The sequence below is a fragment of the Weissella cibaria genome, assembly GCF_004521965.1.
Taxonomy (GTDB): domain Bacteria; phylum Bacillota; class Bacilli; order Lactobacillales; family Lactobacillaceae; genus Weissella; species Weissella cibaria_A.
The window spans coordinates 12,330-35,070 of sequence record NZ_SDGK01000038.1 but is presented as its reverse complement, the minus strand read 5'-3'; the positions used below and the strand labels follow the sequence as shown (position 1 = coordinate 35,070).

Below are 22,741 nucleotides of genomic sequence, written 5' to 3'. Positions count from 1 at the left end.
GATGTTTTGTGGTAGGTAATGGCAATTTGTTTTGTTGTAAACGAATAAGCCTTCAGCTGCGCGCATGACGGTTTGCGTTGATACGTTGTTGTCTAAAGCGATGTGCTGTTGACTAACGCTTTCACTCAGTTTCATTGCTATGACTTGTTTAACCTTATCGATGACATGGTTATTTGGTTGAATGTCAGTGAGGTGCGCAATGGACGTGTGTCCACATTTCTTGCATAGAAATTTTTGCTTTCGGATTCTATAGTTTTGAAACTTAAATACGCTACGTGGCCCTTTATGAATAACCGTTTTGGTACCATTATTAACCATTGGATTATCACATTTGTCACAGGTAGTAGCATACGTTAGAAGAAGCTTCCACGTGACCGTGTCAGTACCATTGTGGTTCATTTCGCTGAAATATTGTTCTGTATTTGGATCAACCGTTGGATTTAAATCTGTTAATCTGAGTAAATTTCTGATATCGTTATTTATGTTGGGATATCCTTTCGAGGACATTTTTGGACAGACTGGTTGCAGCCGGGCTTTCCTTATTTATTTTTACACCCAATAAACCAAAAAAAGGTACCAACAACCAATCGCGTTAGCGAGTGGTCATCAGCACCAAATATTTTAGAACCTCACCTTTATCAACTACTTGACCGGCTGGTTGAAGACGAGTAAAAATGCCACGCTTGATGATGCCGTCAAGGTAAGCATCACGTAATGACGTCTTAATCAAAGTTAGAATGTTACGGGCATACTTCTTTGAATGGGTTACACCAAATACGTTTAGCTCCTTTTGTAGGCTCAACATTGTCAGCTTCTCCATGATTATACCAGTGAATACCTGATCAATTAGGTTAGCAGTAGTTGTGTATCGAGTGTAGGTAGATGCACGGACAGTGCCTTGCTTGGTTGTTTCAATCCAATTCCTGAAATAAGCTGGAAAGGTGAGCTTTCCTGCGTTGACGTCAGCGCCGTCAATGATTTGTGTTTCGAGCTTGGCAGCCCATTCAGTAGCTTCACGCTCTGTATCGAACGTCTTACTGGGGTCTTGGCGTTCTCCTTTGGCATCAATATAAGATGCACGAGCGCGCCACTTGTTGCCGTTTAGTTATACTTGCCATTAGTTTAAACCTAACCTTTGCATAGAAATTTTAGACAGTTTAAAGACATGCCTAGGTCTGATACAATTAAATACGTAAATAGGACAGTGATGTTCTGTTTTGGATAACGCGCACATTTCCTTGTTTGGTCGCAGGATGTGCGCATTTTTTGTTGTAACAAAATATTGTTAACGATATTCTGGCTGATGGAGATATTTGAAGTATGAAATTTGGTATGCGGAAGCCAAGCCCCATGCGTTCTATTAAAGTTAGGACTACTGGTAAGGCTAAACGAGCAGTTAAGAAGGCAATTATTCCAGGGTAGGGGCAGAAGGGCATGGGCTGGTTAACAGACCCTAAGCAGGCATCTTATAACAAAGTCTATAAGAAGACCACTTTTAGTATTTCCGATCTATTCAAATAATTTATCAAAACTGTGCCACCGTAACAGGTGGCTATTTTATTCTGTGGCATCTGACCAAACAGTGTTATCGTCACTTGGTTGGGTACCTTTGTCAGTATTTTCTTGTACGTCACCGCTGTTTTGAGCATCTTGGTAAGCTTGAACGGGGTCTTGTCCTTGATCATACATGTACTCATCTTGAATTTCACCAGAAGTTTGCATGTTGTTAGGCGTAGCAGCTAGAGCATCTTTAACTGACATACCTTTATTTTGTACTAGCCAGCCAGCAGGTGTAGTACCGTACTTGTTGATAAATGAGTGAATATCCGTGTTAGGATCACCATTATCATAAGGGACATTTGAACCGTCATTCTGTGAATCGACAGTTACTTGTGTATCTGCTGTATTGGTTTGTGCTGGCTGTTGGTTAATTTGTGTATCTGCTGTATCGGTTTGTGCTGGCTGTTGGTTAATTTGTGTATCTGTTGTATCAGTTATATCTGTTTGTGTATCAGTATTGCCAGTGGGTAAAGCAGATGATGCAATCTCAGAGCTAACAGCGGAATCCAACGAACTGTCAGGGGAAGTGCTTGTTTGTTGTTTGACACTACTTGATAATGTTTTATTACTGGTTGATGATTGTTTAGTTGAAGCAGATTTTTCAGTGCTGTGATACTTGATTTTCGCGCTAGAAGTTTCCTCTTGATGGCCATTATGGAATACTACCAAAGCACCATCAGTACCAATCACTGCAATCGCAAGAACAACAATAACATGTTTACCATATTTCATTGAACCAATACTCCTTAAGCTTTTAACGTGATTCCTATCTGCACGTATTGTATGCCAGCTTAACTGGTGGCTTTTTTATGCATTCATAACGGCTTCGCGAGCCACATCTTTAAAGCAGGAAGGTAGTCCCAATACTTCCATAAAATTAACGTAGTTTCGATATTCGACGGGGTATCTTGGAAGACGTACTTAACAATCATGTGCATCGCTTGTTCGTGTGCAATTCGTTCTGATGATTTCGTTGCCCCGATAGAAAAGGCATAAACACGATTTTGCTCAACACTACCAAATAAAATGTGCGATAACTCATGAGCTAATCTAAATGCCACTGACACGTTGTTATTACTCTTTCTATTGATAATAATCTTACGTTGTGATGGAACACTTAGATCGGGTGTATAGGCGTCCAACTCTTGGCTATAAACTACCTTAATATCATTTCTATTAGAAATGATATTAAGGTAGTTTATAAGGTCAATCATCAATATCCTTCAAAATTCGGCGGATAATACGCATTTCTGCCTCTGGTATATCCTTACAATCGTATTTAAGGATGGGATAGAATCAATAAAATCTTTTAAATCATCTGGGGTATCCTTCTTATTACTGTGCATCTCATCAGTGTTACCTAATAGGCAATCTACTGATACGCCGAGGACGTCTGCCACGGCTTGCAACTAGTTTGTAGAAGGGGAGCTTACTTGACCATCTGTATGTTGAATTTATTCCAATTACGGCTTCCGTAGCAACTTTTTGCAATGACCAGTCACGTTTTTTGGCTAGTTCTTTAACGCTGTCGAGTGGTTTCATTAGTGATTCTCCTAATAAAGAGAAAATAAATCAGCACGAATGGTCGATAAACACTTGCGTTTTTATCACCAGTGATTTATTGATTAACTCATCAAGTAATTTAAGCCCTAAAAAACGAGCTACATTATTAACAATCTTTGGCGAGAAACGTTAATGTAACGGGGCTTTATTAGGAGTTTTCTTTCTGCTTACAGTTTATCACACGTGATAAATAAAGCGACTTGTACTTGATAAATAAACAGACAGGAGGTTGTGAAGATGGATGAATTAAAAAAGTCTCTTCGCTTAAAAGTGAAGTTCTCAAAGTAATTTGGGTATTAAGTTTTGAATTTCTTAAAAGAGCTAACCTATCTGGGGTGGCTCTTTTTTGCGGTGAAATGGTTATAGTCGCGTTACGAATTGGGGCTAGTGTTTGCATTTTGTGACTGAGATGACTATCATTGCGTATTGAAAGTAGACGCTTAATGTCTATTAACCTTAATAGAAAGAAGCTAAACGTTCATGGAAGTTAGTTTATGGATCTGGGTCGCATTTTTTGCCTTTGTGGTGGTCATGCTGGCGCTGGATTTGGGTGTCTTTAATAAAGAAAACGTGACACCAACGTTCAAAAAGTCGTTATTAATGACTGGTATCTGGGTAGGGTTAGCCTTTGTCTTTGCAGCCGGTATTTGGTTATTTGCTGGGGTTGACCATGCGATAGATTTCGTAACAGGATATCTATTGGAAGAATCACTAAGTGTCGATAATTTATTTATCTTCATTTTGGTCTTTAGCTTTTTTGGCATTGCATCAAAGTACCAACACCGGATTTTGTTCTGGGGTGTCTTCGGTGCCTTAGTGATGCGTGTGCTCTTTATTTTAGGTGGGGCAGCCTTGCTACACCGTTTTGAGTGGCTGATGTATATTTTCGGTGTTTTCTTGGTTTATACAGGTCTGAAAATGCTATTCGAAAAAGAGACCAATCGAAATTTGGATGATAGCCCGATTATCAAGTGGCTACGCAAAGTTTTGCCGATTAAGGATGACGTTACCGAGCCACATTTTATCGTGAAGGAAAATGGCAAACGTTATGCAACACAATTTTTAATCGCTTTGATTTTTATTGAGGCCTCAGATTTATTGTTTGCCGTTGATTCGATTCCAGCAGTCTTAGCAGTGACGACGGATACGTTTATCGTCGTGACGTCGAATATTTTCGCCATTATGGGGTTACGTTCGCTATACTTTGCCTTGTCAAAATTATTACCGATGTTTCGCTACATCAAGTATGCGTTGGCAATTGTCCTGGCATTTATCGGTGCGAAGATGTTGATAAATGAAGGGGGTAATATGTTTGGTTGGTCATTTGAAATCTCAAACATGGCTTCGTTAATTGTCATCGTGAGTTTATTAGTGGTGGCGATTGCAGCCTCGGTCATTGTCGCGCGGGTGCAAGCACGCCATGAATTTAAAAAGTAACAAGATGAAGTCGTTATAGCCAATTTGGTTGTAACGACTTATTTTTTTGCCTTTATTCAGGATTGCGAAAGTACGATAAACTATTTCTTGTGACTAAAAATTTCTTTTATCATAAATAATACGGGGGGGTTCATAAGTAAACAGGTTAAGCTTATTGGATTAGTGTTGTTGTCATTTGAGCTATCTTGGGTGGGTTTAAGTTTTTTGACCGCGTTGAAAATGGAAATGTCGGGATTCGGTATGCAATTTCTGGTGGTATCCGCGATAAGGCATGTCACAAGGAATTCACTTCGTGGGATTAGACTATGTCAAGCAGTATCCCATTAAGACGCAGCCGATTAAGCAGGGGTTGTGGTGGCGACATCGAATGGTAAGAAAACAGATGTAAAAATTAGTTATTCATATCACGTCGATCCATCGAAAGCGGTTGCGATCATTATTGTGGGTTATTTGAGCTATAAAGCGTATCAAGCATATAAAGCAGACCAAGCGCAACCCAAGTATCGTGATGACGATGATATTTAAGCATAAAAAAGAAGCACCGCAGTGCTTCTTTTTTATTACCATTCGGTGGTTGTATCATTAAAGGTTTCTAGGTGCAAACCGTTTTCGTTAAGTTGCCAAGTCGTAATTGACCCGTTTTCTGGTTCAATACCTTTGTAAGCCTCCCCCGCAAAGCGATTAACCAAATTAATCAGCAAGATACCATGGACAACTAGTAGCACGCGATCACCATCTTGATGCTTTGTTAGTAGGGTATCTAACCCGTTGTTTAGGCGCGTCCAGAACATCTGGCTATCTTCAGCATCCCCGGCTGGGTCAGCTTGGTGAAAGGCATCCATTAGTTGATCACCGTCAAGTGATCCGATTAAATCGCCATAGGTTGTATCGGCAGGTAAACCAAGTACGCCGGCGAGGGCTTCGCCAGCTTCGACACCTGTCAGACCGTCGAACGAGCCGAAAAATTGTTCCCGGAAGTCGGGTAACTCGACTAAGTCTTGGGTGTCTGAGGTGAGGTTCGCGTCTAAAACAAACCGCGCTGTCTCAGCGGCACGCGCTAAATCAGACGAATAGGCGCCAGCAAAGTGCACATAGCGTAACCGTTCGCCGGCTGCCAGGGCATCCGTAATTCCTTTTTCAGTTAGCGGTGCATTTGTCCAGCCTTGCATGCGTCGATATTTGTTTAGATATGTTTGCCCGTGTCGAACCATATAGACAGTAATACTCATGTCTTTATCCCCCAATCTTGATGCCTTAAGTGTATCAAAGTTACTCAGATAATTCTTGTTTAGTTGGGACAATATTTACGGTATACTAGGAGTTATCAAATTAACTGAAATTTTTCACGATACGCGTGAAACTGAATAAAATTTAGAGGATACAAAAAATATGGCTTTGTATAAAGTAGGCACAATTGTGAACACCCACGGTATTCGTGGTGAAGTCCGTGTCATTGCCACGACTGACTTTCCAGAAGAGCGTTTTGCAAAGGGAAATAAGTTGATTATTGATGGCAAGTCACCTGTTGAAGTTGAGATTGCAACAGTCCGCAATCACAAGCAATTTGTGCTGTTGTCATTTAAGGATTTGCAAAATATCAATTTGGTCGAGCAATACAAGACACACGATTTAATGGTGCCGGAAGAGGCGCTACAAGATTTAGCAGACGACGAATTCTACTACCATGAAATTGTGGGCTTAGATGTCATTGATAATGCAACTGGTCAAGTTTTGGGCAAGGTTGCTGAAATTATGGAATTGCCCGCCAATGATGTGTGGGTGGTTAAGGCTAAGGGCCAGGATGATTTGTTTATCCCATATATTGAAAATGTTGTCACGGAAATCGACTTGGATGCTGGGGTAGCCAAGGTTGATATGTTAGAGGAAATTTAACCATGCGCATTGATGTATTGAGTCTATTCCCAAATATGTTTACGCCTATGCGTGAATCAATTATTGGTAAAACGATTGAGCGCGGCCTAGTTGACTTTCAGGTAACTGATTTTCGCGATTATACTGACAATAAGCACAACAAGGTTGATGATGAAATTTACGGTGGCGGCCAGGGCATGTTGCTGATGCCACAACCAATCTTTGATGCGATGGGCGCGATTGAGGCAGAAGCTGGTTCACGTGGTCGCGTGATTCTAATGGATCCGGCTGGTAAAACATTCAGTCAAGCGATGGCTGAAGAATTAGCACAAGAAGAACACTTGACCTTTATTGCTGGTCACTACGAGGGCTATGATGAACGAATCCGTAACCTTGTGACTGATGAAATTTCGTTGGGTGACTTTGTACTTACCGGCGGTGAACTGGGGGCGATGGTCGTAATTGATGCGACAGTACGCTTACTTGATGAGGCATTGGGTGACCAAATGTCAGCTGTTGATGATTCGTTTTCAACGGGACTATTGGAGTATCCACAGTATACGCGGCCAGCTGATTTCCGGGGGATGAGGGTACCAGATGTTTTGATGTCAGGGCACCACGCTAACATTGCGACATGGAAGCGTAAGGAAGCGTTACGTCGGACATACTTGCGCCGTCCTGATTTACTAACTGATTACGACTTTACCAAAGAAGAACGTCAGTTATTAAAGGAAATCAAAGCGGAAGAAGCAAACGAAATATAAAGACTTGTTTATAAACGCCAGAGATGATAATATTATTCCTGGTGTTTTATTCACCCAAAAATAAACCCGATAATCCGCTGGCCGGGTGGTGTACCGATTATCGACTAGGAGATTTGATATGCGTCAAAACGCTTTGCTAGAAAAGTTGGTTGCTGATCAATTGCGTACGGACATTCCTGAGTTCCGTGCCGGTGATTCAGTTCGTGTATACGCTCGAATCGTTGAAGGTTCACGTGAGCGTGTGCAATTGTTTGAAGGTGTTGTTATCAAGCGTAAGGGTACTGGTATCCAAGCTACTTACACCGTTCGTAAGATTTCTAACGGTGTTGGTGTTGAGCGTACTTTCCCATTGCACTCACCACGTGTTGATAAGATTGAAGTGACTCGTCACGGTCGTGTACGTCGCGCTAAGTTGTACTACTTGCGTGCATTGCACGGTAAGGCTGCTCGTATCCGCGAAGCACGCCGTGCCTAATGACATTCCGTCATTAAGCTTCTAAAAGGCTGATTCCATTTGGAGTCAGCCTTTTTCTGTTATCTGGGTAAAACGTTTCATTAGATAATGATTAATTTATGAGCGTTCGACTCATAAATAAGTCTTTTTTTTATTATGAAATAGTGTAAACTAGAACAAGTGTTATTTTTAAAAGTTAGGGATAGGTAGAGTATTCATGGTTGAAAAAAAAACCAAGAAAGAAAAGCATAGTGTTGGTCTCGGTTGGCGCATTTTGTTTGGACTTGTTGTTGGTATTATTTTGGGTGTTATCTTCTATCAAAATAAGACGGCAATTACCGCGATGCAAAATATCGGGACGATGTTCATTGGTCTCATTCAAATGGTCGTGTTACCAATTGTTTTGACGAGTCTGACCGCTGGAATTGCGAAGATGGGTGACATGCATAAATTAGGCCGCATCGGTGGTAAAACAATTATCTACTTTGAATTGTTATCAACGGTGGCGATTTTAATTGGTATGATTGCCGGAAATGTGTTCCAACCGGGGGCACATGTGGATATTCATAATTTGCAAGCATCTAATATCAGTTCATACTTGTCGACGGCCAAAGCGGCGGGTGACCATGGCGTCTGGTCGACAGTTATGGACATTATTCCAACGAACTTTTTCGGATCGTTGGCCAATGATAAGATGCTGCAGGTTATTTTCTTCTCTGTTTTCTTTGGCTTAGGCACGGCGGCCATCGGGCCAAAGGGACAAATCATTATCGACTTCTTAGATGCGGTTGCTGAAGTGATGTTCAAAGTTACAAACTGGGTGATGCAAGTTGCACCAATTGGCGTCGGGGCATTGATTGGGGCGACTGTTGCCCAGATGGGAGTTAGCTCACTAGGGTCGTTAGGCTTCTTTATCTTTATTGCCTACGCAACAATGATTTTCTTTATTTTGGTTATTTTGGGTGCGGTGTTACACATCTTTGGTGTCAATGTCTTTACCTTGATCAAGGTATTAAAAGAAGAGATTATCTTGGCTTTTACAACGGCATCATCAGAAGCAACGTTGCCACGTATTGTGTCAAAGATGGAAAAATTCGGGGTTAGCCAAGGGGTTGTATCATTTGTTGTGCCAACGGGGTACACGTTTAACCTAGATGGATCGGCCATTTATCAAGCGTTGGGTGCGTTGTTCATGGCACAGGCTTATGGCATTCACTTAACGATTGAACATCAGTTGACCTTGTTGGTTGTCTTGATGATCACCTCAAAGGGAATGGCTGGTGTACCAGGTGCATCATTTGTTGTTTTGTTGGCCACTGTGTCAACGATTGGCGTGCCGGTACAAGGATTGGCGTTCATCGCTGGTATTGACCGGTTGGTTGATATGGGCCGAACGGTTGTTAACGTTGTTGGCAATTCAGCCGCATCAATCGTTATTTCGAAGTCTGAAAAGGACTTTGATGAGGAAAAGAGTATTCGCTACTTAGCATCATTAAATGATTAAATAATAAGCTCCCATCTGTTTGGTTCATGACTGGATAGATGGGAGTTTTTTGATTGATTAGGGGTTGCTTACTTGTTGTGCGTATCTAGTGAGAAAACCTGACATTTGCTGTGGTGTAAGTGTAAAATGTGTGTGATAATATAGGGACGAAATAAAGTGGAAATTTGGGTATCCAACGCCGCTTTGAAAAGACATAAAAGGAGGCGTCACTTGTGACATTAACACGTGTACGTGAGTATGGTTTGAAGGCCATTGTATTTGTAACGGCATCAGTATTGGTGGCGATTTCAATGAATAATTTCTTCATTCCAAATAACATCTTCTCTGGTGGATTTAATGGAGTTGCGCAACTGCTTAGTTTATTCTTTAAAGCAGTTTTCGGCATTCATGTTGAAGTTGGTGCGATTATCATGGCGGTTAATATTCCGCTTGCAATTGCTGGATGGATTTATGCAGGACGCGAATTTACGATCCTATCATTTTTGAATAATTTCTTCGCGTCGTTTATGCAGATTGTCTTACCGAAACAGACGTTAGTGGCACATGAGCCAATTCTGGCTGGCTTGTTTGGTGGTTTGCTGTTGGGTGTGGCGATTGGTATCACTTTTAAGTTGGGCTTCTCAACTGGTGGTATGGATATCGTTGCCATGATTGTCCAGAAGACAACCGGAAAGTCGATTGGATTTATTAATCTCTTTATTAATGGATTTGTCGTGGTTATTGCGGGTTCATTTATCGGTTGGCAAAATGCCATGTACACAATCATTGGCATCTACGCAACGTCAGTGGCTGTTGATTCGATTCACACCCGTCACCAAAAGCTGACGGCCTTTATCGTCACCCGTCGAGCAGACGAAGTGACCAAGGCTTTGCAAGAAGATTTAATTCGCGGTATTACGATTTTGCCATCTGTTGGTGCGTACACACGTGAGCCGAACTCAACGTTGATGATGGTGTTGTCACGTTATGAGTTAACTGAAATGGAGCGTTTGACGAAATCAGTAGACCCGGATGCCTTTATTAATATTGTTAACACGGTTAACGTATCAAATAATTTCTGGAACGAAGATTTGCAAAGTCAGATTAGGCGTGAACGTTTAGCCGCACAGGCACAAATTACGGATGCATTGAATTTGGACGCTGAGGCTGATAAGCTACTAAATAAGTAATAAAGAAAGACGAGGAAAGAATAATGCCTTTTGTACACGTAGAACTGGTTGAAGGTCGCTCGGATGAGCAACTAAAGGGAATGATGGCTGATATTACGGCAGCAGTTGAAAAGAATACTGGAGCCCCACGTGAGGCAATCAAGGTGATTGTAAACGAAATGCGTGCGGACCGTTTTATGGACGGCGGTACTTTGCGTTCTGAAAAGTAATTGCGTACAATGAGAGGAGTGGTATTTTAATACCACTCCTCTTTTTTCGCATATTGTTGGGAATATGTGAGATATAAAACGATAATTAGGAGCTATGTATGGCTGATCAATATATTATGGCGTTGGATCAAGGGACGACAAGTACTCGCGCGATTTTGTTTGACGCAGATGGTAAGGCCGTGGCAACGGCACAAAAAGAGTTGCCACAAATTTTTAAGCAACCAGGCTGGGTTGAACATGATGCGGAGATTATTTGGGACCATGCGCGTCAAGTGATGGCTGAAGTGGTAATTCAGGCTAATGTGCCACCTTATAAAGTTGCCGGTATCGGTCTAACGAACCAACGTGAAACAACGGTTATTTGGAATCGGTTTACGGGTGAACCAATTGCACCAGCCGTTGTGTGGCAATCGAAGCAAAGTGATGCGATTGCTGAATCGCTAAAAGTAGCTGGACTAACTGATTTTGTTTACGATAAGACGGGCTTGTGGATTGACGCCTATTTCTCAGCTACGAAGATTATGTGGTTACTCGACAATGTGCCGGGTGCGCGTGACCGTGCTGAAGCTGGTGATTTGTTGTTTGGCACAATCGATTCTTGGCTGCTGTATAAGCTGACGAATGGGGCTGTGCACGCAACTGACTATTCAAATGCCTCACGAACGATGTTGTTTAATATCCACACGCTAACATGGGATACGGAGTTGCTAGAGAAGTTTAATATCCCAGTAAGTATGTTGCCTGATGTGAAAGACTCTTCGGGATTGTTTGGTTATACGGCTGATTATGCATTCTTCGGTATTCAAGTGCCAATCGCCGGTATTGCCGGTGACCAACAGGCAGCGCTCTTTGGCCATAAGGCGTTTACACCAGGGGATGTGAAGAATACCTTTGGGACGGGGTCGTTTATTGTGATGAACACTGGCACGGACATTTCAACGTCGCAACATGGTTTGTTGACAACCATCGGCTACAGCTTGAACGGGGAAGTTACCTATGCATTAGAAGGGTCTGTTTTTATTGCCGGGGCGGCGATTCAATGGCTACGTGACGGCCTAGAATTGGTAAACAGTGCCAAGGAAACGGCTGACTTAGCGACGTTAGCACGTGAGCAACACCCGGAGCCGATTTTCTTAGTGCCAGCTTTCACGGGCCTTGGTGCACCTTATTGGGACCAGAAAACACGTGGCGCTATGTTTGGTTTGACTCGCGCAACGAGCAAGGGGGATGTTGTCCGTGCAACACTCGAGTCCTTAGCTTATCAAACGCGTGATGTGTTGGAAGCAATGGAGCAAGACACAAACTTAAAGGTCGCTAATTTGGTAATTGATGGTGGCGCGGCGGCTAATGATTATTTGCATCAATTCCAAGCTGATTTAATTAACGTACCCGTGCGACGACCAGAACAACTTGAAACAACTGCCCTTGGCGCAGCCTATTTGGCTGGTCTTGGGGTTGGTTTCTGGGATAATTTGGCACAGTTACCAGATGTTACTGCCTCCGATATCAAACAACCGGTGGCTGATCGGCAAACAGAAATGAAAACGGCTTACCAAGGGTGGCACCGCGCTGTGGAAGCCGCACGTATGTTCCCTTTGCCATAACGAATTAGCTTTCAAAAGTGATCTTTTTGTAAATTGTTAATAACCAAAAATATGTTAACTAATATTTAGTTGGTATATTGCTAAGCGTCCCCGAGTAAGTGATCCTGTGACAGGTTTTCTTAGATAGACGCTTTTTTATTGTGTTAATAAGCGCGGATGGGTGTGACAGATGTTACATAACGTCTGGTGAACTAAACAATATAAAGTGCACCCTGATAATGCCGGTTGGTGAAAATGGCGCTTGAAATAAAGTATGATAGACACTTACAAGAATTATTTTAGAGTTTCTTAATCGTTTTATTCTTAGTAAGTAAATAAGTCATTTTTCACGGGAGAAGTCATTTGTATGGGACAAACACCAACGAAAGTAAGTATTGCATGGGTCGCGCCTTGGGTGTGGTTGCGATGACACAAGTACTAATGGTTCAAGCGACCGTTGATCAATTAGCAAACATGATACAAGACACCAAGTACGTTAAGCAGTTTTCGACAGCCATGCAGAGGTCGCAGCAGCTAGCGAGCTGGACACGTTAACTTCCCTGTCTGTGGCAGATGAAGTTATGCAGTCAACGGCACCGGTAACTGCATCATACGTTTATACGGCACCAAGTGCCTATGAAACTAGCGCAATGGTAGCGACTGCACCAGCGACGTCAGCTGAGCAGGCTGTGGTTTCAGAAGCGACCAAGGCAATTGCCAGTCCAACTGATGCAACTCGCTATACAGTCCAAGACGGTGATACGTTGGGGATCATTTCGGCAGCAATCGGTGTTCAAACCGAGGCAAGTATCGCGCTTAATCCAAACGTTGATTTAACGATGCTGCAAGTCGGCCAAATAATTTTTGCCCCACGTGACATGGCTATTTTGTCCGAAGTGATGTCGCCGGTTAAGAGTGCTTCAGGTGAAGTAACATCGATATCAGAAGCGACAGCTAACGATTATCAGACGGTCGTAGCTGCAGATGTTGCAGATACCATGGGTGAGGATATTGACGTGGAGACCCCATCAATATCGTCTTCGGCGCCAACGATTGTAGTTTCGAGCGCGCCAGACACGTCGATATCAACTTCAGTTGCGACATCATCGTCTGTCACAGAATCTTCTTCAGACGCTAGTTCAGTTGCACCAACGGCACCGGTTGATACGGCGGTGGATAACACGGCCGCGAACACAACGCAAATGCCGTGTTGCCAGTCACCCCAGGCGACTAGACAGACGTAATTAGCGGTAGCTTAACGGAGACCCAGCGCCAAACAATTGTGACAGCTGCCTTGAAGTACGTGGGACAAGGTAGTCCTTATGTTTGGGGTGGTAAAACACCAGCCAGATCTGATTGATCTGGTTTAGCTGCCTGGGTATACCAAGATGCTGGCTTGTCATTACCTTTTTACATAGTTTCGGAAGAATCTCACGTGGCAACGATTGATGTTCGGACCAAGGTTAATGTGATGGCAGTTGCACAACCGGGTGATTTATTATTCTGGGGAGACCGTGGGCTTCATGGCACGTTGCGATTTACATTGACGGTGTTCAATATGTGGCAGTGACCGCACCAGGTAAGAATGTCCAGATTGAAACGGTTGATGAAATTAACTTTATGCCAAACTTCATTGGCTTATACAACATCTAACCAAAATCTAACCAAAAAACGCATCCACGTGGCTAATATCAGCCACGTGGATGCGTTTTTAGCGATTACTTAATAGTTGCATCAAGTTCAGCGAGACGTACGTCAATGATGTCTAAGACAGCTTGACGGTTGTCAGCTTCTTCCAAGTCGTATTGTTGCAAGTCAACTTTGATCTTAGGTGAAGCGTTGTACTCTTCGTACCACTTTTGGTAAGCGCTCCACATCTTGAAGTAGTAACTACGAAGTTCGTCGTTATCTTCAAATTGTTCGTAATCACGACCACGCTTCTTGATACGGTACAAAATCGTATCAAAGTCAGCGTCGGCGAAAACCATCAAATCAGGGCGCCCCTTTTGCATAGTTTGGATTTCAGACATCATGTTGTTTAACAAGGTCATATAGACATCCAACTCAGCATCAGAGATGTTTCCTTCGCGGTGGTTTTCTTGTGTGAAGAGGGCATCTTCATAAATTGAACGATCAAGGACATTGTTGTCGTCGGTCAAGGCCTTCTTAATCATCGCAAAGCGCTTGTTCAAGAAGTAAATTTGCAATAGGAATCCATATTGCTTTGGATCAGCGTAGTAAAGTGGTAACACTGGGTTTTCCCCAACGGGTTCAAAGAATGCTTGCGTCCCCAAATGCTTTGCAATCAAATCAGTCAATGTCGTCTTACCAACACCAATCATACCTGCCGTGATAATCACCATGGTAGTCCTTCTTCCTTCAGAATTTTGTATCTTTCTATTATCAAACCCCGTAATTGTGTTTGATTTGCTGATAACTATCTTAGCCAAATTTTGAAATTATATCAACGTCTTGACAAATAAAAAACGTCTACCATACCGGCTCAAACCGCGGTAGACAGGCGTTTGTTTTAAAGTTAAATGTATGTGTCTATTGTGTGACGAAATTCAACGTTCGGAATTAGTCCTTTTTTGTTGCTAAAGAATCACGGATTTCTTGCAAAACGCCCAATTCAGTTTCAAGAACCGTTTCCTCTTCTTCCTCAACTTCCTTGCTTGCCAAAGCTTGTGCCTTTCGAACACCCTGCAAGATGAGGAAGACAGCAAAGCTTGTCAACAAGAACGTAATCAAAGTTGAGATGAAGGCCCCAATCTTGATGTCTGCTGAGCCGATGTGCCAAACGACAGCGGAAAATGAAATTGATCCAGTTACGATACCGACAAGTGGCATAATCAAATCATTAACAACTGACTTAACAACAGTTTGGAAAGCAGCTCCCATAATGAAGGCAACTGCTAAATCCATCACATTTCCGCGCATGATAAAATCACGGAATTCGTTCATAAAACTACGCATAATATTCTCTCCTGTATTCTTTAATAAGATAATTATACCTGTACCGTATTTGGGACAGCAAGTAATAACGATTAACCACATAAACAAAATTTTGAGAAAAAGGCATATTTCTAATAAAACGGTCGAAATGCGGTCTTTCTTTGATACAATGACTATTGGAATAATAGGGGGGATTTACAGTGGTTTACAAAATGTTGGTTTCTGATTTAGATGAAACACTATTAAACGATGATGGTACGGTACACGCAGATAATTTGGCGGCAATCAAGATGGCTGTGACCCACGGCTTTAAGTTCGTGCCAAACACCGGTCGTTCGTTTAACTCGGTGCAGGAGTTGCTAAAGACGTTGGGGTTGTACGATCAAGCGGGTCAGTATGTAATCTCATATAATGGGGCAGCGATTGTTGAAAATAAGAATAATCAAGTGCTTTTGACGCGGGGCATGGACCGCGAATTAGCTGCGCGGATTTTCCAGGCGGGTTTGGTCAATGACCAAGTCGACGTTCATATTTATACGGTTGACACATTGTTTATTTACAATATTTCACCAACTGATAAACAATATATGGCTGAACGCGGTGTCCCTTACGAATTAATGGTAAGCGATGATTTGACATTCTTAGCGAACGAACTGCCTGTTATGAAAGTTATCTTTGAACATCCTGATCAAGCGTTGCGCGAACAGATTCGGGATGCAGTCCTAGCTGCGGTTGGTGCGGATGCCGTTGAAGCAACTTTTTCATCTTCACGGTATGTTGAATTTAATACGAAGGGCGTTGATAAGGGGTCAGCTTCGTTGTTGCTTGGTGAAAAATTGGGTATTCAGCGAGACGAGATTATCGCGGCTGGGGATAATAACAACGACCTCAAAATGTTGACAGCGGTTGGTTTGGGGGTTAGTGTTGCCAATGGTATTCCAGCGGTGCAAGAGGCCGCTGCGGCTGTCACTGAACGTACAAATAACGAAGGTGCAATTGCAGAAATTCTTGAAAAATACGTACTGAAGGACTTTAAGTAGAAATGGGATTAGCGATTCAGGTTGGTGCCAGTGCCGTTGTCATGGTACTGTTCATCGGGTTAGCATACATAGCGAAAACGTTTACGTGGCCACTTTGGCTGTCAATCATCGTGTTCATTTTGACCTTTGTGGCGGTGACAGTGTTGATGACGCTTTTAACAATGGCCTTGCGCCCGAAAAAGGAGGATGACGATTAGCATGAAAAAGGAAACACTTCGCAATATCGGTAACGGTTTAATTTGGATTGTGGCCGGTATCATCCTGGATTTTGCCATTCAAGTGTCGGGAATGTTTGCTAACCGTGGTGCCGCAAGTATGCTTCGCGTGTCAAAAAATAGTATCTTACCAATAGTGTTGATGCTGTTCTTTGTGGCTGTATTTACGACAATTACGGTGTTGGTGATGCTGTTTGCGGTTCGAAAAGAAGCGCCTAAAACGGGCTTTCATCCGTTTAGAAGTGAAAAGATCGGTTGGGTCGGTAAAGGCTACCTGATGATCTTGGGAGCTGGGGCTGTGTCAGCCCTGTTGCAATATGCATTTACGGGTGGTCGGGTGACGGCGACGAATCAGGCCGCGTTGGAATCGATGGCTAAGTCTGGTGGCGCCTCGCTACTATTTGTCATCCTGTTAGCTGTTGTAGTAGCGCCGTTGGTCGAGGAGCTGATTTTCCGTGGTGTCATCTTAAATTATTTCTTTAAAGATGGACCGTGGTGGCTGAATGTGGTGATTTCTGGTGTCCTTTTTGGGTACTTTCACGTCTTCCAACAATTCCAATTTTTACCAATGCTCCAGTATTCACTTATGGGGATTGCGTTGGCGGTTGTGTACAAAAAGACCAAGCAAATTCAGTATTCAATGCTGACACATATGCTAAATAATAGTATTGCGGCCATTAGCTTAATTAGCATGGCTTTGCATCATTAAGGTAAAACGGCATTTTGATGCCGTTTTTTGCATGTACTTGGTGTTTCGAAAACGCAACACAAAAGGTGTCTTTGACACTCCCTTTCTCAGTACAAGAAGCGGTACAATTATATAAACTAGTACTTGTAAATAGTAAGTATATTTAATATAAAAACGGACAAAAGAGGATTTTGCACATGGCATTCATGGTTAATTTAAAGGAAATTTACGTCGATCCAGCTGACGTTGAAGCATACTTGACAGAGACGGCAAACCTTTGGCAAGGGGAAGAAGATAACTACGAGAACGACGCTGTGACATCACAATTCATGGACTTTGTGTACAACAAGGATACGGATGACGCACACTTCGCTTTCGAGGCTGCTGAAAATGAATTGGTGATGCGTAAGGGTAAGGACTTCTACCAATTGATTCGTCAAATCCGTACGAAGGTAGACTCAGAAGTACCTGCTGATGTCACACCATTGGTCGCACAAACGATTAACCAAAACGTGCAACAAAACTTGCGTATGCGTATGCAAATGGTAAATGGACCTTTCGCACAAACAACTTCACGCGGCTACATCGCTCGTCAACAAGCTGAAGGTAACAACTAATGAAATCGGGCTGGCCATTGTTGACCGGCCTTTTTTTCACAGTTAGGCTGATAAATATTCTATGATGATAATAGAAAGGCGAGGTAAGTATGATGTATATTGAACTAGATAATTATGCGATGAATCGTTTGATGAGTAATTTTGATCCCAAGACACAAGTGGTTTTACTAGCAGCTGAAGACGGCATCAGTCCTTACAATGATCCGTTGGACATTACGATGGAAACCAGTTTCACGATTAACATTGTTAACAACGATGCGCCATATCAACGATGGTTTGACATGCCAGTTGAGACGAATGCAGGTACTTGGTATATCAAGGCTACGTCTAAGTCGTTGCTTGCTGATAAGATGCAATTACGCAAGAAAAATAACTTCGGCGGGTTGGCTTTGGACTCAGTAGAAGAAGGGCGTTTGGTCGAGAGTGTGGCAATTAAGGATGCAACCTCCGTTGACATTGCGGCATATGATGCTAATCAAAATGGACCCGAAATCCACTAAAAAACAATAGTTTGTCAGCGCATTCTTCATGATAAGTGACTATAATAGTAACTATACTAGGGGAACGATCATGGAGGATAAAAATATGACAGAGTATTTACATGTAACGTTTGGGTCTCGAACTGTTCTACAAGACGTCCGCAACCAACACCTTGATCACAAATTACTGCTAACCGTAGATGAAGAAGACAAGGAACGCTACCAGTTGCTTGAAAAGACCACTAATAAGAAGTCAATTTTTGCGATGCCAACTACGTATGAAATTCTGGCCGCACGTGGCGATACTAGCGACTTGCGTGGTTGGATGAATTTCACGTTTATCACGTTAAATGATATGGAGCGCGATAATTTTATTCGACGTTACAAGGCGTATGAAGAAGGCATGACAGAGCCAGGCTTTATTAGTTCTTATTTATTACAACGAAACGATAATTCACATCAAATTGTGATGTTGTCAACGTGGAACATGAAGACCGATTGGGAAAATTGGCAAGCTAAGAAAGATTTCCCACTACGTCAATATGAGAGTAGCAATTCACTATATGGTTTGATGCGCAAACAATATAGTTTTGCAGCTTTCTCAAAGCAAGTCTTTTAATAAAAGTATTCAATAAGGGCTAATAATCTGGTATAGTTATTACTGTTATTGATATGCCGTTGTGGCGGAACTGGCAGACGCGCACCGTTCAGGTCGGTGTGGGAGCAATCCCGTGCAGGTTCGATTCCTGTCAGCGGCATTCTTATTAATATTTAAAACCCCCGTTGTATCGGCTTAAACACTGATATAACGGGGTTTTCTTTGTTTATGTTTAGGTTGTTTTTACCGTGATTTACCGTAAATTTACTACAAATACCGACCCATTTGCTACAACAATACATCATCGAACGTTATTTTTCTAAATCGCAAAAATGGCAAAAAATAAGCACGCGGATAATTACTTAACCCCATATAATAGGTGTGGTATGAGGCATTTTAAGGGAGGATGCCAGGTAATGCAGTAGATGCTGGAGAAGCAAGAGAATGAAAAAATCGAGCTGTTAACGATTTTGAGAGAGCAAATGACAGCCGATATTTCAGTTAAAACGGTAGGACAAGCGCTTGGCTGGTCAAAGGACTTAACTATCACCGTTGCCCACCAGTTAGCTGAAGATTTAAAGACAATTTACGATGAGAAAGAAGAACCGTTGTTGTCAGTACAACAAGACGATAAAATGTTGCACGTGACGATATCGTGTTACGTTAATATGGACACTGTGATGTTGGCCTAATTACGTTAATCACTTTATTGGACGTTTATTAAAGAAGTGTTTTTGAAACGATTACGTCATACGAAGATTTTACGGAAAGCTTTCTGATAAAGGTTAGCACCACCCACAACATCAAACGCTATGTGGTGAAACATTTGGCGCCACTTGGTATTGGCATTGATGATGAGTACCGCTTTATTGGAGATGAATCGGCCTTTCGGGTCTTTTTTTATCGACCCGCGTTACGTTTTTTCGGTGATTGTGAGTTTCCGTATGTCAAGGACCTGAAAATCCATGCAGATGCCGGGATTGATCAGTTAGCCGCTGCGATTATGCCAAAGTCGTATATTCGTGATTCAAAACGAATTGCGTTACGCTTTTACTATACGATTGCGACATTACGTGTGCGTACCGGGCATTTTATCGATCCACACAATTTGGATAATGTCTTGCGACCAAATAATCAAATGGATGCGTTAACCCAATCGTTAATTCAAAAGATGGTTGCTGACTAATTAACGCACGATACGATTAATGAGGCTCAGACTTTCGATGAGGCTCGTGAAACCTTATTTTATTTGTTTGCGTTGAATATTGTTGGGGAAACTAATTGGTCCGGCAACCTGACACCGATGTTACAACGCCGATTGACCGACATTGTTGGTGTAATTGGGCAGTATCATGAGCAATATTTTAATGCGCCAATGTCGACAGTGAGTGCAGAAAAAATTAAACGTGATCTATTTGCGCTAGTCCTGACATTTGAATTGTATGCCCGTGATAGCGGTCATCGCCGCCGGCTTGATTTATGTGAAGCCTACCGGATGTATCCAGTCTTAGTTGAGATGGCGCTTAATGTCAGTCGTGAGATAGCGCCGATTGTTAAGCAACCGGTTCGTGAAGCAGAAGAGTTATTTTATAGTTATCTCTTTACAGCATTCGTGGCGCATTTTGATCCGGCAGTGATTTTCCCGTCGATTAAGGTTGATATTGATATTACGTATCGTCCAGGGTTAGAAGTCATTTTGCAGCGAATGATTGCCGGAATGGTCGAATTTAATATTGTCTTTACCAATCGATTCGAGGACGACGTTGATTTGGTGATTTCAGATGCTATGTTGACCGGTGTGGATAGGCGCTATCGATTTGATTGGCAACATTAACCGATTGTCAAAGAAATTGAACAATTGCGGTCCCGACTTTCTGAGTTGAAAGCGCAAAATTTTACGACCAGGTTCGAGCGACATGGAATTACCGAATAGCCAGTCATAGCGTGCATTTGAACGTATTTCTTTTTAAGAAAAACACTTACATGTTGTAAGTACATTCCCGCTGTGTTACCATAAACGTGTCGAAAACAGGAGGACGTTTTCACAAAAGTACTTGTAACGAAAAATGGGGAAAGAAAAATGACAAAGAAGACAGTAACAACATTTTTGACGGCTACATTGGCATTGAGTGTATTGGCACCTTCAGCATTTGCTGACTCAGCCGTATACTCAAGTAACGCAAAGGTAACATTTGAAGCAACAACGGATCCAACGGCACCAATCGATCCCGACAATCCAGATAACCCGACGCCTTCAAAGCCTGAGAAGCCTGATGGAAAAGACCCAAATCCTGGTACAGCTGGACCACTTTCAATCGATTTTGCATCAAGCTTAGATTTTGGAACACAAAAGATTGCGTCAACTGATCAAACTTATACAGCTGCCGCACAAAAGTTTGCAGATGGGCACACTGGTTCTAACTATGTACAAGTAACAGATAACCGTGGAACTGATGCCGGCTGGAACTTGTCAGTTAAACAATTGGGACAGTTTAACGACGGCAAGAATGAGTTGACTGGGGCGACGATGACATTTAACAATGCTAACTTGGTTGCCAGCTCAAGTACAACGGCGGGAATACCAGGTAAGTTTTCACCAAAGTTCACGTTGACACCTGGTGTATCAAAGTCAATTGTTGATGCAGCAGCTAACCAAGGTCAAGGAACCTGGGTTGACCGATTTGGGGATGATAAGTCGGCAGATTCATCAATTTCATTAGCGGTGCCAGGTGCGACGACGAAGCGTGCCGCAGCATATACGTCAACATTGGAATGGACGTTGGCAGAACGTCCAGCAGGCAGTGTTGACTAGGTAAAATCACATATATGAATCGTCGTTTTGGCGAAAAAGACATTGCTCCCACAAACGATGACGTTTGTGGGATTTTACATATCAAGAGGGGGAACAGAGAAAATGAAAATTGGTAAGATTTTAGGCCTGATGATGTTGGCAACGCTTGGTCTACTTGTTGGTGGCAGTCAGACGACAGAGGCAAGCGTTTACACCTTTTCAGTGGTACCAGAATTACCAGAGAACCAGCTTGCAAAAAAGGCGGGTTATTTTGATTTAATGGTTAATCCAGGTGCAACCCAGGATTTAAAACTTAAGTATACAAATAATACGGATCATGCCGTCACGGTGAATGCTGATGTGACAACAGCAACAACGAACGGTGGTGGCGAGGTTGATTACGAGGGTGATCAAAAGAAACTAGACCCATCGCTAATAGCAAAGATGCAGGACATGATTACGGTACCGCAAAATGTGGCGTTAGCGGCACGTGAAACCAAGGAGGTAACGGCACATGTTACAGTACCACAAGCCGGGCTAACGGGTATTTCGTCGGGTGCTTTCACTTTCCGCGACAAGGATTCACAACAACATGCCCAGACAGCAAGTACCGGCCTGGCGGTGAAAAATGTCTATGCCTTCCAAATTGCCGTTCTTATGCGACAACAAAAAGACACACCGTTTACATTTAATCAAATTCAACGGTCTGGTTTGCAGTTGCATACAGTGGCTGCTGGTCAAGTTAACGCTCGTAATGTGATTAAGGCAAATTTGCAAAATCCGTTGGCAAAGTTTATTAATGACTTTACAACCGTCGCCATTATTAAAAAGGCTGACAGTGATAAGACGGTATTATCACAAACGAATACGGATCAGCAAATGGCACCAAATTCAAATTTTGACCTGGCGATTGCATATGCAAACGGTGCAGCAATAAAGCCGGGCAAGTATGTCCTAGATTTAACGGCGTATGGTCAAAAAGATGATCGGGGTGGCTATCAATTTACTGATGCCGCGAAGACGACAAAGTTTGCTCACCGTTGGCATTTTGAAAAGACATTTACGATTACCGGATCAGAGGCAACGCAATACAACAAGGCGGACTTTACAGTCAAGGATGCCTTTAATTGGTGGAGTTTGCTGGCTGTACTATTGGCAATTTTGATTACAGCATTCTGGTTTATTCTATGGAAGCGTCGTCGTGATGATGAGGAAGAAAGTGAGCAAAACTAATGAGGAAGGG

At 42.5% G+C, this 22,741-nt stretch carries 28 protein-coding genes, 1 tRNA gene and 2 pseudogenes; 25 read left to right on the top strand and 6 right to left on the bottom strand.

All coding sequences use genetic code 11. The annotated features are described in order from the left end of the window. Positions 1-592 precede the first annotated feature (592 nt). Positions 593-1,081: pseudogene (locus tag EST42_RS11415) on the bottom strand (tyrosine-type recombinase/integrase); the annotation flags it as partial. A 239-nt stretch (positions 1,082-1,320) separates the two neighbouring features. Between EST42_RS11415 and EST42_RS06040 the strand changes: the two are divergent. Beyond that, positions 1,321-1,521 (top strand): annotated as a pseudogene (locus tag EST42_RS06040) (hypothetical protein). Positions 1,522-1,557: 36 nt separating this feature from the next. Here the strand turns inward: EST42_RS06040 and EST42_RS10525 are convergent. Both EST42_RS10525 and EST42_RS06035 read right to left on the bottom strand, forming a co-directional pair. After that, positions 1,558-2,292: a hypothetical protein gene (locus EST42_RS10525; protein ID WP_167711130.1), complete on the bottom strand. Its 735-nt coding sequence runs from the start codon at positions 2,290-2,292 to the stop codon at positions 1,558-1,560. A gap of 83 nt (positions 2,293-2,375) precedes the next feature. Beyond that, positions 2,376-2,774: a hypothetical protein gene (locus EST42_RS06035; protein ID WP_134644652.1), complete on the bottom strand. Its 399-nt coding sequence runs from the start codon at positions 2,772-2,774 to the stop codon at positions 2,376-2,378. 829 nt (positions 2,775-3,603) lie between these two features. Here EST42_RS06035 and EST42_RS06030 point away from each other — a divergent pair. Then, a complete protein-coding gene (locus EST42_RS06030) occupies positions 3,604-4,560 on the top strand; it encodes a TerC family protein (RefSeq protein WP_134644651.1) in 957 nt (318 codons plus the stop codon). A 354-nt stretch (positions 4,561-4,914) separates the two neighbouring features. Then, positions 4,915-5,085 (top strand): hypothetical protein, encoded by a 171-nt coding sequence (locus EST42_RS10730; RefSeq protein WP_209019480.1) that lies wholly within the window; start codon positions 4,915-4,917, stop codon positions 5,083-5,085. Between the two features lie 35 nt (positions 5,086-5,120). On the opposite strand, the gene EST42_RS06020 is transcribed toward EST42_RS10730, so the two are convergent. Beyond that, entirely contained in the window at positions 5,121-5,789 is a 669-nt protein-coding gene (locus tag EST42_RS06020) for a histidine phosphatase family protein (RefSeq protein ID WP_134644650.1), read from the bottom strand. A gap of 160 nt (positions 5,790-5,949) precedes the next feature. On the opposite strand from EST42_RS06020, the gene rimM reads away from it, so the two are divergent. The 10 genes from rimM (at position 5,950) to EST42_RS11405 (ending at position 13,685) form a co-directional block, all read left to right on the top strand. Beyond that, on the top strand, positions 5,950-6,453 hold the full coding sequence (gene rimM, locus EST42_RS06015) for a ribosome maturation factor RimM (protein WP_134644649.1): 504 nt from the start codon (positions 5,950-5,952) through the stop codon (positions 6,451-6,453). A gap of 2 nt (positions 6,454-6,455) precedes the next feature. Further along, a complete protein-coding gene (trmD, locus tag EST42_RS06010; RefSeq protein WP_134644648.1) occupies positions 6,456-7,196 on the top strand; it encodes a tRNA (guanosine(37)-N1)-methyltransferase TrmD in 741 nt (246 codons plus the stop codon). A gap of 118 nt (positions 7,197-7,314) precedes the next feature. Continuing rightward, positions 7,315-7,671: a 50S ribosomal protein L19 gene (gene rplS / locus EST42_RS06005; protein ID WP_010372859.1), complete on the top strand. Its 357-nt coding sequence runs from the start codon at positions 7,315-7,317 to the stop codon at positions 7,669-7,671. A gap of 196 nt (positions 7,672-7,867) precedes the next feature. Next, positions 7,868-9,154 (top strand): dicarboxylate/amino acid:cation symporter, encoded by a 1,287-nt coding sequence (locus EST42_RS06000; RefSeq protein ID WP_099087495.1) that lies wholly within the window; start codon positions 7,868-7,870, stop codon positions 9,152-9,154. Positions 9,155-9,366: 212 nt separating this feature from the next. Next, positions 9,367-10,323 carry a YitT family protein gene (locus EST42_RS05995; protein ID WP_099087494.1) on the top strand — a complete coding sequence of 319 codons (957 nt, stop codon included), beginning with the start codon at positions 9,367-9,369 and terminating at the stop codon, positions 10,321-10,323. A gap of 23 nt (positions 10,324-10,346) precedes the next feature. Beyond that, the gene (locus EST42_RS05990; RefSeq protein ID WP_003609051.1) at positions 10,347-10,532 is read left to right on the top strand and encodes a 2-hydroxymuconate tautomerase; all 186 of its coding nucleotides are present in this window, start codon (positions 10,347-10,349) and stop codon (positions 10,530-10,532) included. Positions 10,533-10,630: 98 nt separating this feature from the next. Further along, positions 10,631-12,136: a glycerol kinase GlpK gene (glpK, locus tag EST42_RS05985; RefSeq protein ID WP_134644647.1), complete on the top strand. Its 1,506-nt coding sequence runs from the start codon at positions 10,631-10,633 to the stop codon at positions 12,134-12,136. 405 nt (positions 12,137-12,541) lie between these two features. Further along, entirely contained in the window at positions 12,542-12,670 is a 129-nt protein-coding gene (locus EST42_RS11410) for a hypothetical protein (RefSeq protein ID WP_280633879.1), read from the top strand. 11 nt (positions 12,671-12,681) lie between these two features. Further along, positions 12,682-13,359 (top strand): LysM peptidoglycan-binding domain-containing protein, encoded by a 678-nt coding sequence (locus EST42_RS05980; RefSeq protein WP_167711128.1) that lies wholly within the window; start codon positions 12,682-12,684, stop codon positions 13,357-13,359. A 191-nt stretch (positions 13,360-13,550) separates the two neighbouring features. Continuing rightward, the gene (locus tag EST42_RS11405; protein ID WP_280633878.1) at positions 13,551-13,685 is read left to right on the top strand and encodes a hypothetical protein; all 135 of its coding nucleotides are present in this window, start codon (positions 13,551-13,553) and stop codon (positions 13,683-13,685) included. A 148-nt stretch (positions 13,686-13,833) separates the two neighbouring features. Here the strand turns inward: EST42_RS11405 and EST42_RS05975 are convergent, their stop codons facing one another. Next, entirely contained in the window at positions 13,834-14,478 is a 645-nt protein-coding gene (locus EST42_RS05975; protein WP_134644645.1) for a deoxynucleoside kinase, read from the bottom strand. 217 nt (positions 14,479-14,695) lie between these two features. Continuing rightward, positions 14,696-15,091 (bottom strand): large conductance mechanosensitive channel protein MscL, encoded by a 396-nt coding sequence (gene mscL, locus EST42_RS05970; RefSeq protein ID WP_134644644.1) that lies wholly within the window; start codon positions 15,089-15,091, stop codon positions 14,696-14,698. Positions 15,092-15,270: 179 nt separating this feature from the next. On the opposite strand from mscL, the gene EST42_RS05965 reads away from it, so the two are divergent. The 12 genes from EST42_RS05965 to EST42_RS05920 all read left to right on the top strand — a co-directional run bounded on the left by EST42_RS05965 (position 15,271) and on the right by EST42_RS05920 (position 22,731). Next, a complete protein-coding gene (locus tag EST42_RS05965; protein ID WP_134644643.1) occupies positions 15,271-16,110 on the top strand; it encodes a Cof-type HAD-IIB family hydrolase in 840 nt (279 codons plus the stop codon). Positions 16,111-16,112: 2 nt separating this feature from the next. Further along, complete coding sequence (locus tag EST42_RS05960; RefSeq protein ID WP_134644642.1) at positions 16,113-16,307, top strand: hypothetical protein; 195 nt, start codon at positions 16,113-16,115, stop codon at positions 16,305-16,307. A 1-nt stretch (position 16,308) separates the two neighbouring features. Continuing rightward, the gene (locus EST42_RS05955; RefSeq protein WP_134644641.1) at positions 16,309-17,034 is read left to right on the top strand and encodes a CPBP family intramembrane glutamic endopeptidase; all 726 of its coding nucleotides are present in this window, start codon (positions 16,309-16,311) and stop codon (positions 17,032-17,034) included. 176 nt (positions 17,035-17,210) lie between these two features. Beyond that, entirely contained in the window at positions 17,211-17,630 is a 420-nt protein-coding gene (locus EST42_RS05950) for a hypothetical protein (RefSeq protein WP_134644640.1), read from the top strand. A gap of 89 nt (positions 17,631-17,719) precedes the next feature. Then, positions 17,720-18,130 carry an iron-sulfur cluster biosynthesis family protein gene (locus tag EST42_RS05945; RefSeq protein WP_245150415.1) on the top strand — a complete coding sequence of 137 codons (411 nt, stop codon included), beginning with the start codon at positions 17,720-17,722 and terminating at the stop codon, positions 18,128-18,130. Between the two features lie 85 nt (positions 18,131-18,215). Then, entirely contained in the window at positions 18,216-18,728 is a 513-nt protein-coding gene (locus EST42_RS05940) for an antibiotic biosynthesis monooxygenase (protein ID WP_134644639.1), read from the top strand. Between the two features lie 55 nt (positions 18,729-18,783). After that, a tRNA-Leu gene (locus EST42_RS05935) sits at positions 18,784-18,867 on the top strand. A gap of 265 nt (positions 18,868-19,132) precedes the next feature. Next, positions 19,133-19,399: a hypothetical protein gene (locus EST42_RS11125; RefSeq protein WP_245150414.1), complete on the top strand. Its 267-nt coding sequence runs from the start codon at positions 19,133-19,135 to the stop codon at positions 19,397-19,399. Positions 19,400-19,449: 50 nt separating this feature from the next. Next, positions 19,450-19,893 carry a helix-turn-helix domain-containing protein gene (locus EST42_RS11120; RefSeq protein WP_342365134.1) on the top strand — a complete coding sequence of 148 codons (444 nt, stop codon included), beginning with the start codon at positions 19,450-19,452 and terminating at the stop codon, positions 19,891-19,893. A gap of 63 nt (positions 19,894-19,956) precedes the next feature. Continuing rightward, positions 19,957-20,541 carry a hypothetical protein gene (locus EST42_RS11115; RefSeq protein ID WP_245150413.1) on the top strand — a complete coding sequence of 195 codons (585 nt, stop codon included), beginning with the start codon at positions 19,957-19,959 and terminating at the stop codon, positions 20,539-20,541. Between the two features lie 246 nt (positions 20,542-20,787). Beyond that, a complete protein-coding gene (locus tag EST42_RS05925) occupies positions 20,788-21,519 on the top strand; it encodes a WxL domain-containing protein (RefSeq protein ID WP_134644638.1) in 732 nt (243 codons plus the stop codon). A 102-nt stretch (positions 21,520-21,621) separates the two neighbouring features. Continuing rightward, the gene (locus EST42_RS05920; RefSeq protein ID WP_167711126.1) at positions 21,622-22,731 is read left to right on the top strand and encodes a WxLIP family cell surface protein; all 1,110 of its coding nucleotides are present in this window, start codon (positions 21,622-21,624) and stop codon (positions 22,729-22,731) included. The last annotated feature ends 10 nt before the right edge of the window (positions 22,732-22,741 follow it).